The 11,651-nt window shown below is 61.0% G+C and carries 12 protein-coding genes; 7 read left to right on the top strand and 5 right to left on the bottom strand.

The features are described from left to right. The coding region (locus B3520_RS09850) for a flagella assembly protein FlgT middle domain-containing protein (RefSeq protein WP_286875941.1) at positions 1–1,224 on the top strand (1,224 nt) is incomplete at its 5' end. A 19-nt stretch (positions 1,225–1,243) separates the two neighbouring features. Here B3520_RS09850 and secB read toward each other — a convergent pair. Genes secB through B3520_RS09835 form a run of 3 tightly spaced genes read right to left on the bottom strand, consistent with a single transcriptional unit; the run spans position 1,244 to position 2,487 of the window. Continuing rightward, positions 1,244–1,747 (bottom strand): protein-export chaperone SecB, encoded by a 504-nt coding sequence (secB, locus tag B3520_RS09845; RefSeq protein ID WP_024461406.1) that lies wholly within the window; start codon positions 1,745–1,747, stop codon positions 1,244–1,246. Positions 1,748–1,805: 58 nt separating this feature from the next. Next, the gene (gene grxC / locus B3520_RS09840) at positions 1,806–2,057 is read right to left on the bottom strand and encodes a glutaredoxin 3 (protein WP_286806816.1); all 252 of its coding nucleotides are present in this window, start codon (positions 2,055–2,057) and stop codon (positions 1,806–1,808) included. Positions 2,058–2,073: 16 nt separating this feature from the next. Then, positions 2,074–2,487 carry a rhodanese-like domain-containing protein gene (locus tag B3520_RS09835; RefSeq protein ID WP_024461408.1) on the bottom strand — a complete coding sequence of 138 codons (414 nt, stop codon included), beginning with the start codon at positions 2,485–2,487 and terminating at the stop codon, positions 2,074–2,076. Positions 2,488–2,715: 228 nt separating this feature from the next. On the opposite strand from B3520_RS09835, the gene gpmI reads away from it, so the two are divergent. The 5 genes from gpmI to B3520_RS09810 all read left to right on the top strand — a co-directional run bounded on the left by gpmI (position 2,716) and on the right by B3520_RS09810 (position 8,252). Further along, complete coding sequence (gene gpmI, locus B3520_RS09830; RefSeq protein WP_286875939.1) at positions 2,716–4,278, top strand: 2,3-bisphosphoglycerate-independent phosphoglycerate mutase; 1,563 nt, start codon at positions 2,716–2,718, stop codon at positions 4,276–4,278. Positions 4,279–4,332: 54 nt separating this feature from the next. Beyond that, positions 4,333–5,493: a murein hydrolase activator EnvC family protein gene (locus B3520_RS09825; RefSeq protein WP_286806819.1), complete on the top strand. Its 1,161-nt coding sequence runs from the start codon at positions 4,333–4,335 to the stop codon at positions 5,491–5,493. Positions 5,494–5,614: 121 nt separating this feature from the next. After that, positions 5,615–7,000, top strand: coding sequence for a S41 family peptidase (locus tag B3520_RS09820; protein WP_024461411.1), 1,386 nt, complete (start codon positions 5,615–5,617; stop codon positions 6,998–7,000). Positions 7,001–7,006: 6 nt separating this feature from the next. Continuing rightward, positions 7,007–7,909: a divergent polysaccharide deacetylase family protein gene (locus tag B3520_RS09815; RefSeq protein ID WP_024461412.1), complete on the top strand. Its 903-nt coding sequence runs from the start codon at positions 7,007–7,009 to the stop codon at positions 7,907–7,909. Between the two features lie 121 nt (positions 7,910–8,030). Further along, positions 8,031–8,252, top strand: a complete 222-nt coding sequence (locus B3520_RS09810; protein WP_036161127.1) for a DUF6316 family protein — start codon at positions 8,031–8,033, stop codon at positions 8,250–8,252. Positions 8,253–8,299: 47 nt separating this feature from the next. Here the strand turns inward: B3520_RS09810 and hisF are convergent, their stop codons facing one another. Then, on the bottom strand, positions 8,300–9,070 hold the full coding sequence (gene hisF, locus B3520_RS09805) for an imidazole glycerol phosphate synthase subunit HisF (RefSeq protein ID WP_286806823.1): 771 nt from the start codon (positions 9,068–9,070) through the stop codon (positions 8,300–8,302). 494 nt (positions 9,071–9,564) lie between these two features. Here hisF and apbC point away from each other — a divergent pair, with 494 nt between their 5' ends. Then, positions 9,565–10,662, top strand: a complete 1,098-nt coding sequence (gene apbC / locus B3520_RS09800) for an iron-sulfur cluster carrier protein ApbC (protein WP_286804240.1) — start codon at positions 9,565–9,567, stop codon at positions 10,660–10,662. Between the two features lie 67 nt (positions 10,663–10,729). On the opposite strand, the gene B3520_RS09795 is transcribed toward apbC, so the two are convergent. Beyond that, positions 10,730–11,651: Ig-like domain-containing protein (locus B3520_RS09795; RefSeq protein WP_286875937.1), on the bottom strand; the 922-nt coding region annotated here is incomplete at its 5' end.

Raw genomic sequence — 11,651 nt, 5'->3', positions numbered from 1 at the left:
TTTTACGAAACCCTAAAACATTTCCCCGGTATTGACCACCAGCGGAGCGACCCGGTGACCAAGTACAGCCGACTACCATTGCCACTGGCCCCTGCGCGCAACGCCCTGCTGCTACTGATGGCCGCCGCCCTCATGGGTGACGCCACCGCCGGCCCCAGCCAACCACATTTTGGCAGCCACCCTCAGGGCACCCACGGCCAGCATACCGCACAGTACGAACCGGTCTCGGGATCGGACCCAGGCGCCCCGCACCCGGCGGCCACGGCTTCAGCGAGCACCGGCGCCCCCCGGGCGGAAACCTCGGCCGCCGCCTTGGCCTGCCCCCACGGAGCAAGGGAGTACCGTAAGTCATTGCTGATCACCGCCTTCCCCCGCCGGGAGCGGGCCGAAGCTAACGCAGGCGGCCTCTCGGGCGCCGAGCAGGCTCTGGCTGAGCGCCTGGGAGAACACCTGGCCCGGGGCAACCAGCTGTTTCAGTACCAACTGATCGGGCAGAGCCTGCCGGAACCGTCCGCCAATTCGGGCCAGCCCATTCGCCAGTTGGCCCGGGAGCATGGCACGCAACTGGTGCTCAGCGGCACACTCCATGACCTGGGCATGGCCCGCCCCGGGGATGCGCTCAACCCCGGCTTGGTGACCCGCGCCCGCAACGCCGCCGTCAGCACCCTGCGCCTGAAGCCAGAATGGGACACCCGGCAACGGGATTTTGTTCTACAGCTGAATTTACACGATGGCCATACGGGACAGCGATTACACACGCGGAGCTACCGTTTGGCGGGAATATGGAACCCCAGACGCCCGGAGCGCGCCCGATTCGGGACCCCGGCGTTCTGGGAGACCGACTACGGCCAGAAGATTGAAGCGGTGTTGGCCGAGGCGGGCCGGGCGCTGAACGAAGTGATTCGCTGCCAGCCTCTGGTGGCGCGCCTGGACCCACCCCGTTCGGGCGCAACCACACTGCTACATGCCGGACACGTCCAGGGGTTACAAGTGGGGGACCGACTGCCTCTGCACCGGATCAGCCTGCGGCCCATTCCGGGGGAGTATCGGCAGTACAGCGCGCACCGCCTGGAGAGCGGCGTTCATCTGAGGGTGGAAAAGGTTCACCCTCAAACCAGCGAGGTGCGCCTGGAGGGCGCCACCTCACTGCACGGTGAACACTATGCGGTGACACCGGGCCAGGCACCCTCAGAAAACGAGGTGTACACCTGGCTTCAGGACTGACTCTGTCTCAGGGGCTGACTCAGGCGTCAGCCGGCTGCGAGGACTCGCCCTGCTTGCGAACCTGCTGTACCGCCTGGGCGAATACCGCATCGAAGTTGATCGGAGGCAGCATCAGGGGCGGGAAACCGCCGCGGGACAGCGTGGAGTCAATCACTTCGCGCGTGTAGGGGAACAGGATCTGGGGGCAGGTGGTGTTGATCACCTGGCTCAACTGGGCTTTCTCCAGCCCCTGAATCGCGAACAGGCCAGCCTGCTTCACTTCCACCAGAAACACCACCTTGTCATCCATCGTGGCGGTGATGGTCATCAGCAGCACCACTTCGTAGTGGTTTTCATCCAGGTTGTTGACCTGAACGTTCAGCTCCTGATCAATTTTCGGTTTCCAGGCACGGTTGAAGGATTCAACGCCCATGGGCGTTTCAAAGGACAAATCCTTCAGGTAGATCCGCTTGATCTGAAGACCGCGCGGCGCTTCCTGAGTGGCGCCAGCGCCGTTTTCCTGAGTGGTGTTTTCATCTGCCATAATTAGGTTTCCGTTGGTTCAATCAATTAGCCCTGAATCGGCCGCTGTCGGTGAGCGCTCAGCCCAGCATGTCATCCAGCTTGCCGCTTTTGTCCAATGCCCACAGGTCCGTAAAGCCACCCACATGGGTGTCACCAATCCAGATCTGAGGCACCGTGCGCTGACCACTGTCAGCCATCATCTTTTTACGCAGGGACGGGTCCCGGTCCACCCGAATCTCTTCAAATGCCACCCCTTTACCTTCCAGCAAGTGCTTGGCATTGACACAAAACGGGCATACCGCCGTGGTGTACATCACTACTTTCGCCATTCTAACCTCCTGCGGATCAGCCTTTCACCAGGGGCATACCCTGGTTCTGCCACTCGGTAATACCGCCGGCCAGACGGCGTACATCAAAGCCTTTCTGCCCCAGGGTGCGGCCGGCCGCCCCCGCGTGCTGACCGAGCTTGTCCGCCACCACGATGATCTTGTCCCGGTGCGGCGCCAGTAGCTGCTCTGCCTCTGCCGTCACTTTTTTGTAGGGCAGGTTCAGCGCGCCGGAAATATGGCCGGCTTTGAACTCCGACGCCTCGCGCACATCCAGCAGCACCGCCTCCTCGTTGTTGAGCAGGCGGGTCACCTCAAACGCGGGAATGGGCTTGCCATTCTTGATGCGCTCGCGCATGGCGTACACCAGCATCAACACCGCCAGCGTGGTGATCAGAAGCCATTCTTGACTGACAAATACAAAAAATTCCACGTCTTCGCCTTCCTCAACTCGAATCGGGGAGAATCCGCGCACGGTTTACCCGAGGCGGAGCGCGCCGCAGTATACACCATCAGACGTCCTTTTCTCAGCGGCTGACGTAGAGTTACCACGGGTAACGCGTTAGAATGGGCCCTTTGTACCCGATAGCGACCCGCCGGGTACTGGCGATGGCCATTCCATTCGACCTTCATTCAGCGACTCAGAGAAGTGACCGTAACTATGACCGCTAACCAGACTGCTGCCAAAAAGCCCACCGTATTGATCGTTCTGGATGGCGTTGGCTACTCGGAAAAGACCGAGCACAACGCTGTGTACAGTGCCAACACCCCGGTTCTGGACCGCCTCTGGAAAGAGGCTCCGCACAGCCTGATCGCCACCTCCGGGATGGCGGTGGGCCTGCCGGAAGGCCAGATGGGCAACAGTGAAGTGGGCCACACCACCATTGGTGCCGGCCGAGTGGTCTACCAGAATTTCACCCGCATCAATAAAGCAATCGAAGACGGCGAGTTCGCCGAGAACCCGGCCTACGCCGCGGCCATCGACACAGCAAAAGACGCCGGCAAGGCCGTGCACGTGTTCGGCCTGCTGTCCGAAGGGGGCGTTCACAGTCACGAAGACCACATTTTTGCCATGGTGGACGCCGCCGCCAAACGCGGCGCCAAGGAAGTGTACCTGCACGCCTTCCTGGACGGCCGCGACACCGCCCCGCGCAGCGCAAAGGCCTCTCTCGAGAAGGCCGAAAAGCAGTTCGCCGAGCTGGGCGTTGGCCGGGTTGCCAGCATTGTCGGGCGCTACTTCGCCATGGACCGGGACAACAACTGGGATCGGGTCGAGAAAGCCTACAACGCCATGGCCTGCGGCACCGGCGAATTTACCGCCAAGACCGCCGTTGAAGGCCTGGCCGCCGCTTATGAGCGTGATGAAAACGACGAGTTCGTCAAGGCGACCGTGATTGCCGGTGACGGCCAGGAGCCGGTGACAATTCAGGACGGCGATGTTGCCATCTTCATGAACTTCCGTCCCGACCGGGCCCGCCAGATCACCCGCGCCCTGATCGAAAGCGATTTCGACGGCTTCAAGCGTCAGTGCGAGCCCAAGCTGGCCGACTTCGTGATGACCACCGAGTACGCCTCGGACATCAAGGCCAACTGCGCCTTCCCGCCCCAGGAGTTGGTGAACTCCTTTGGCGACTACCTGGCCAAGCAGGGCAAAACCCAGCTGCGCATTGCCGAAACCGAGAAATACGCCCACGTGACCTTCTTCTTCAACGGCGGCACCGAGTCCGAGTTTGAAGGCGAGGATCGCATTCTGGTGCCCTCGCCGAAAGTGGCCACCTACGACCTGCAGCCCGAAATGAGCGCTCCGGAGGTGACCGACAAACTGGTCGAAGCCATCGAGTCCGGGAAGTACGACGCCATCATCTGCAACTACGCCAACGGCGACATGGTGGGCCACTCGGGCATCTTCGAAGCGGCGGTCAAATCCGTTGAAGCCGTGGATGAGTGCCTGGGACGGGTGCTCGACGCCACTCTGAAAGCGGGAGGCGAAGCGCTGGTGACCGCTGACCACGGCAACGTCGAGGAAATGTACGACCCCGAGTCCGGCCAGGTCAGCACCCAGCACTCCACCCTGCCGGTGCCTCTGATCTACGTCAGCTCGCGCAAAGGCAGCATCGCCGAAGGCGGCTCCCTGGCCGACCTGGCACCCACCATGCTGCACCTGATGGGCCTACCCCAACCCAAGGAAATGACCGGTCGCAACCTGGTCACCCTGAGCGAGTAATCCACAGATGGGGCGACCTCCCGGTCGCCCCATCGACGGCAAGGTTCCCCCCCCATGATGATCGCTGCGCGTGTCCAAGGCCTCGGAAAGTACCTGCTCTGCCTGTGCCTGATCCTGAGCGGCGCTGCTCAGGCCAATGACCAGGCAGACTATGAAGCGCGAATGCAGGAGCTTCAGAAGACCATTGAGCAGTTGCAACAGGAGCTGAAGAAAACCCAGGGCTCCCGGGATGAACTCAAGGAACAGCTCGAATCCTCGGAATCCGATATTGGCGAGCTGCTCAAAAAAATTGAGCGCATCGAGTCCGACCTTGAGCAACAGAACAGCGACCTGCAGAGCCTGAAGCAGGAGCGCAACGAGCTGGATCAGTCCCGACAGGCTCAGCAGCAGGCCGTTGCCGAACAGGTCCAGGCCGCCTACGCCCTGGGCCGACAGAGCCAGATCAAGTTGCTGCTCAACCAGGAGAGTCCCCAGCGCGTATCGCGCCTGTTGCGCTATTACGATTACTGGCTGGAAGCACGCACCGATAAAATCGAGCGCTACCTGGAGACGCTCGCCGAGCTGGATCGCATCGAGCCCCGCATTGTCCAGAAAACGGCTGAGCTGGCCCGCAACCGGGACCAACTGAAAGCACAACACGAACGTCTGGCCGAGCGCCAGGAAAGCCGCCGCCAGACCCTGGCCGCCCTGAATCAGCGCATCCGCTCCACCGATCAGGAGCTGGCGGACCTGCAGAAGGACCGGGAGCGGCTCCAGTCGCTGCTGGACGAAATGGTCGCCGCCGTCGCCGACCTGGAACTGCCCGGTGGCGATACCCCGTTCAGCCAGCGCAAAGGTCGCCTCCCCTGGCCGGCCCAGGGGTCTCTGCGACACCGTTTTGGCAGCGCTCAGCTGGACGGTCAGATCACCCGCAACGGCATTGTCATTGGTGCCAGCGAGGGAGAGCCGGTACTGGCCGTGCACCATGGCCGCGTGGTATTTTCCGATTACTTCCGGGGCCACGGACTCCTGTTGATTGTGGACCATGGCGAGGGCTATATGAGCCTGTACGCCCACAATCAAAGCCTGTACAAAGAGACCGGCGAGTGGGTCAGCGCGGGGGAGACCATTGCCAGCGTTGGCAACACGGGCGGCCAGATTCAGGCCGGCCTGTATTTCGAGATTCGACACCGGGGCAAACCCACCAACCCCATGCCCTGGCTGGCGCAGGCTTGATCGCCTCATCCGGGATACCGGCTATAGTGAATTATGCGCCATACTGATTGTCATATTGTCATCCCCACGGCCACGCTCGCGGGAACCGATCCACACCGGACCCTCAAGTCAGGAGAACCGGATGCTGTACGCTAATTTCAAACAGGCTGCCCTGGCGGTACTGTTCGCCACCCTATCACCGCTGGCGCTGGCCCAGTCCGTGACAGACACCGCCACGCCCGAAGAGCAGGGCCTGCTGCCGCTCGAGGAGCTCCGCACCTTCACCCGGGTCTACGACCATATTCGCAATGGTTATGTGGAGGAGCTGTCGGACGCCGAGCTGTTGGAGTACGCGATCAAGGGTATGATCGCCGAGCTGGACCCACACTCGGCCTATCTGGATGAAAAGTCCTTCGAAGATCTACAGGAAAACACCTCGGGTGAGTTTGGTGGCATCGGGATCGAAGTCGGGATGGAAGATGGCTTCGTCAAGGTGATCGCACCGATTGATGACACCCCCGCCCAGAAGGCCGGCATCGAGCCGGGCGATCTGATCATTCGCCTGGATGACCAACCGGTCAAAGGCCTGAGTCTAAACGAAGCCGTGGAGAAAATGCGCGGCCCCAAAGGCAGCGACCTGACGTTGACCGTGGTGCGGGAGGGCATCGACCAGCCTTTTGAGGTCACCCTGACCCGGGACATCATCAAGGTCAGGAGTGTGCGCGTGCGGGTTGAAGATGACCACTACGCGTACATTCGAATCGCCCAGTTCCAGGTCAGTACTGGCCAGGACATGATTGACGCGCTGGAAGACCTGCGCGCGGAGCACGACGATATACGCGGCATTGTGCTCGATCTGCGCAACAACCCCGGGGGCGTGCTGCAGACGTCGGTGGAGGTCGCCGATGCCTTTCTGAATGAAGGGCTGGTGGTTTACACCGAGGGGCGTACCGAGAACAGCGATATGCGCTACTACGCGAATGAGGGCGAAGTGGCCGAAGACCTGCCTATTGTGGTACTGATCAACGACGGCTCCGCCTCGGCGTCTGAAATTGTGGCTGGTGCCCTGCAAGATCACGGTCGCGCCGTGGTCCTGGGGACCCGCAGCTTCGGCAAAGGCTCGGTACAGACGGTGGTTCCCATCTCTGAAACCCGGGCGGTCAAGCTCACCACGGCGCTCTACTACACTCCGAACGGTCGCTCCATCCAGGCTCAGGGCATCGTGCCCGACGTCACGGTCGAGCGCGCCCGGGTCACCGCCCTGCGCACCGGTGTCCGCTCCACCGAGGCAGATCTCGCCGGCCACCTGGGCAATGCCAACGGCGGGGAAGAGAGCAATACCCGCACCCGGAAATCCGAGCGAGAGGCCCGCGATGATGATATCGGCGACAACCAACTCCACGAAGCCATCAATATGCTCAAGGGGCTGCATATTTTTCAGCAGCGTCAGAAGGCCAATCTAGCCCAGCGCCTGCCCCCGCTGTCCGACAGCGACAATGCGCCCGAGCACGAGTCGGGAGCGGAGTAAACCCGGATGCTCCTGCCGTTGCTGCGCCTTACCCTGGTCGCCGTTCTGCTGCTGGGAGCGTCCCTGAGTCAGGCCGGGCAACTGGCGATCATCATTGATGATATCGGCTACAGCGCCGCTCTGGGAAAGCGCAGCCTGAACCTGCCCGGCAATTTCACCTTTGCCGTATTGCCGCACGCACCCCACGGCTCAAGACTGGCCCGCGAGGGGGCGGCAATGGGGAAGGAAATCATGCTGCACAACCCCATGAGCAACATTCGCAACCTGCCACTGGATGCCGGAGCGCTGGCCTCAGGCATGAGCCACAGGGACTTCATCCGCACCCTCGAGGACAACCTGAGGAGCATCCCTGAAGCCCGCGGCCTCAACAACCACATGGGCAGCCAACTGACCCAGGAAAGCGAGCCGATGGGCTGGCTGATGCAGTACTTGGGCGAACATGGCTATTACTTTATCGACAGCCGCACCACGGCGGACAGCCAGGCCTGGGAAACCGCCCGACGCTACCGGATTCCCACCCTCAAGCGGGATGTTTTCCTCGACCATGAACGTTCGGTAGAAAGCGTAATGCGCCAGCTCAAACAGGCCATCGAGCTGGCCCGTACCCGTGGCTACGCCCTTGCCATCGGTCACCCCTACCCCGAGACGTTGATGGTACTGGAGCAAATCACTCCCCTGTTGGCCGACGCTGGCGTCAACCTGGTACCCATATCGGTGCTTCTGGAGCGGCCCGAGGCCCCCCTGTCGATTGTCGGACGCAGTTGCCTGGCCCCCCCTCTCAGCCTTTGGCGCCCCCCAGTGGGCTCGCAATCGATGGCAGGCGGACCCGACGCGGCCACAGAAAAACTCAGCCCACTGGTCACCGAACGGCGCCCGTATCGCCTGAGTCAACATTTGCTATTAAATTAATATTGCTCTATAAAGACAGGAAGCGGTTGCGTAGCGGGTGTTACCGGCGCAGACACCGCACTTCGATCAGGGAATTCACCCCGATCCCGGGGAAAAGCGATCAACCAAGCAGGTTAAGATTATGAGCGAGAACAGAGCAGGAGAACACGGCAGCGTCCCCAAGCGGAGCGGACGTTTTCTGGAAAAAGACGGCTACTGGTATTACACCACCCGGGAGGGCGTGGACATAGGCCCTTTCGACAGCCGGGAGGATGCGGAAATCGGAGTCGGCGAATTCATCGACTTCATCTGCGCCGCCGAGCCCAAGGTGAAAGAAGCCTTAGAGAGTTACCGGGCCGCCTGACCAGCGTTCACCCTACGGATATCAAACCGCGAACGCGGCATTGAGAGCTAGCGCATCTCAATGCCGCGTTCGCGCATATAGGCCTTGGCTTCGGGGATGCTGTACTCCCCAAAGTGGAAGATACTGGCCGCCAATACCGCATCGCCCCCCCCTTCCAGAACCCCATCCGCCAGGTGCTGAAGATTCCCCACTCCACCGGAGGCGATGACCGGTATCGACACCGCGTCGCTGATGGCCCGGGTCAGTTTCAGATCAAAGCCATTCTTGGTACCGTCGCGATCCATACTGGTGAGCAGTATTTCTCCCGCACCGTAATCGGCCATCTTGCGCGCCCACTGAACCGCATCAATCCCGGTAGGCTTGCGACCGCCGTGGGTAAAAATCTCCCACCGGGGCGCCTCGCCCTCACCGCTGACCTGCTTGGCGTCGATGGCGACCACAATACACTGCGACCCAAAGCGCTCCGCCGCCGCTTTGACAAACTCCGGATCGGACACGGCCGCGGAGTTGATGCCCACCTTGTCGGCCCCGGCATTGAGCATGCGCCGGATGTCTTCAATCTTGCGAATACCCCCACCCACGGTCAGCGGGATGAACACCTCGGCGGCCATGCGCTCGACGGTGTGCACGGTGGTATCCCGCCCTTCGTGGCTGGCGGTAATATCCAGAAAGGTAATCTCATCCGCGCCCTGTTCGTTGTAGCGCTTGGCCACTTCCACCGGGTCACCGGCATCACGGATATCAACAAACTGAACGCCTTTGACCACACGGCCATTATCGACGTCGAGACAGGGGATGATGCGTTTTGCTAGAGCCATATCGAACCTTTAAATGAACCTTGTAGCACTGACATCAATGCATCACGTCCGGGCCGCTATCAGGTAGCCCTTTCCAAGACACGCTGTGAATACATCCCTGTACGCTCCACAACGCGAGTCCCTCGGTTGAGGGTCTTGGAAAGGGCTACCTGACATCGGCCCTCAGTGCGGTCGTAGGAACTGCAGTTCGGCCTGCAGTTGGTTTAGTGTCTTTTTGGGCTTGGCGGCGGATGCGCCGTTGGCTTATCCGCCCTACGCAATTACGAGCTTCGTATAGCCTCTAAAAGCAATTCTTTTTGGGAGCATGCCAAGTGGCAATAGCGCACAGGTTGGCACTGAGGGCGGAGGCGGGGTAAACCCTTCGGAGACTCTCGGAGACATGGATGTCGACGAGAAGCCCCCATGGATGGGTTCACGGCGGGTCTCCGATGGGGCTCCCCCCTCCTGGGTCGGACTACAAGCAGGCCACCAACACTCAATGGAACCCAGGATTTATGTCTGAAAACACTCAAACCAACATCGAAAACGCCGTAAAAACCGTGAAAGACCCCACAACAGGTCTGTCTTTGGGTGAATTGGGCGTGACCCCCGAAATTCACCTGGACGCCGGAGAAGCCGAAATCTCTCTCACATTGGGCTACCCCGCCGAGGGTGTCGCAGAGGAATTGGCGGGGGCAGTCAATGAAGCCGTGTCGTCAATTGACGGCGTGGACTCAGTCGCGGTCAATATCGACTGGGCCATTCCCGCCCGGGGCGGCGCCAATACCGGGGGTGAAATCCCCGGGGTGAAGAACATCATCGCCGTCGCCTCCGGCAAGGGTGGGGTGGGCAAATCCACCACCGCCGTCAATCTCGCCTTGGCTCTGGCCGCCGAAGGCGCCCGGGTGGGTATTCTCGATGCCGATATCTACGGCCCCAGTCAGCCCAAAATGCTCGGCGTGGGCCAGCGCCGGCCCGAGGTGGTGGAAGTTGACGGTAAACAGATGATGGTGCCCATCGAAGCCCACGGCATTCAGTCCATCTCCATGGGTTACCTGGTCACCGAGCAGACCCCTATGGTCTGGCGTGGGCCCATGGTCAGTGGGGCGCTGCAGCAACTGCTGACCCAGACCCGTTGGGACAATGTCGACTACCTGATTGTCGATATGCCGCCGGGCACCGGGGATATTCAACTGACGCTGTCTCAGAAAGTGCCGGTTACTGGTGCGGTGATTGTCACCACTCCTCAGGATATTGCCCTGCTGGATGCCCAGAAAGGCATTGAGATGTTCCGCAAGGTTAAGGTGCCGGTGTTGGGCGTGGTGGAGAACATGGCGGTCCATGTCTGCTCCAACTGTGGTCACGAAGAACACATTTTCGGTGCCGGGGGCGGTGAGCGCATTGCCCGGGATTACGACACGCGGCTCTTGGGGTCGCTGCCTCTGGATCTGTCCATTCGGGAAACCACTGACAGCGGTACACCCACGGTGGCCGATGACGCGGACTCGGCGATCAGTCAGCGTTATCGCGCTATTGCCCGGACGCTGGGGGCTACCTTATGGCAGCAGTCCGGCGGCTCGGGCGGGCCCGAGATAGCCGTTGTCGAAGATTAGCGGGGGTAGAGAAACCTGTCCGGCGACTAAAGTCACCGGACAGGTAGGTGTGACCCTTTAACGGGGATTATTGACAGGTGCCGGTGCTGTTGGCGCTGTCGAAGGTCAGTGTTGTGTCGGTGATGTCGCTGACACAGAAGTTGACCGTGACACCGCCACTGGCGGTGGTGCTGGTAATAAAGCTGGCCACGCCATTGGCGTCGGTAGTAGCGGACTGGGTCTCACTCCAGGTGCCGGAGAAATCACCGGTTACGGTGGCGCCGCTGACCGGGTTGCCCAGATCGTCCGCGATGGTCACGGTGGCGGTGCCAAACTTCTGACCGCGTCCGGCGCTTTCGGTGCCGGTGCTGACGCTGCTGACCACAACAGAGCTGGCCTGTTCGTCGCCACTGCCACCATCACCACCGGTGGAACCACCGACGCCCAGGATCGCAATGTTGTCGATCACATAGGTGTCGGACGTAAAGGCATCCGGATCAATCAGGAAGATGACGGAGTCGACATCAGTGTTGGTCGTTTCGCCGTCGATTCGGTCGGCCAGGCGGAAACGCAGGGTCTGGGCGCCGTTGGAATGCTCAACGAAAGCTTCATACTTGCTGTGACGACCGGTGGGGTAATTGTCCGGAGTGGCGGTGGCCGTGTTTTCCAGCTGAACCAGGATCTGCTTGCCCACCAGGCTCGGATCGGTGTTGTTAATGTCCATCACGAAGGCTTTATCGCCGCTCAGGAAGGGTGCAACATCCGGCAGAGCGTTGGTGGTGGTAGCAATCACATCCCACTGGCTGGCGCCATCGCGGGTATAAGTCAGAACACCGCCGGTGGTATCAAACGTGCCGGTATAGCTGGTGTAGGTCAGTGCGCTGTTTCCGTCGAAGTCATCCAGTACGGTTTCAACCCCGTGGTCCGGTTCGATGAATACCGGAATGTTCAGCGTGTGAGTGCCGCAGCTGTTGGAGACCTCAACGGACAGGTCGCCCGAGGTTGCACCG

The organism is Marinimicrobium sp. UBA4509 (assembly GCF_002388575.1).
In the GTDB taxonomy this organism is placed as follows: Bacteria; Pseudomonadota; Gammaproteobacteria; order Pseudomonadales; family Cellvibrionaceae; genus Marinimicrobium; species Marinimicrobium koreense.
This window is presented reverse-complemented; position numbering and strand designations above follow the sequence as displayed.

What these genes read in the sequence shown, in the direction of transcription:
- secB (WP_024461406.1), bottom strand. Translation starts at nt 1,747, where the DNA reads ATGGCAGATGAAAACACCACTCAGGAAAACGGCGCTGGCGCCACTCAG.
- grxC (WP_286806816.1), bottom strand. Translation starts at nt 2,057, where the DNA reads ATGGCGAAAGTAGTGATGTACACCACGGCGGTATGCCCGTTTTGTGTC.
- gpmI (WP_286875939.1), top strand. Translation starts at nt 2,716, where the DNA reads ATGACCGCTAACCAGACTGCTGCCAAAAAGCCCACCGTATTGATCGTT.
- B3520_RS09825 (WP_286806819.1), top strand. Translation starts at nt 4,333, where the DNA reads ATGATGATCGCTGCGCGTGTCCAAGGCCTCGGAAAGTACCTGCTCTGC.
- B3520_RS09820 (WP_024461411.1), top strand. Translation starts at nt 5,615, where the DNA reads ATGCTGTACGCTAATTTCAAACAGGCTGCCCTGGCGGTACTGTTCGCC.
- B3520_RS09815 (WP_024461412.1), top strand. Translation starts at nt 7,007, where the DNA reads ATGCTCCTGCCGTTGCTGCGCCTTACCCTGGTCGCCGTTCTGCTGCTG.
- B3520_RS09810 (WP_036161127.1), top strand. Translation starts at nt 8,031, where the DNA reads ATGAGCGAGAACAGAGCAGGAGAACACGGCAGCGTCCCCAAGCGGAGC.
- hisF (WP_286806823.1), bottom strand. Translation starts at nt 9,070, where the DNA reads ATGGCTCTAGCAAAACGCATCATCCCCTGTCTCGACGTCGATAATGGC.
- apbC (WP_286804240.1), top strand. Translation starts at nt 9,565, where the DNA reads ATGTCTGAAAACACTCAAACCAACATCGAAAACGCCGTAAAAACCGTG.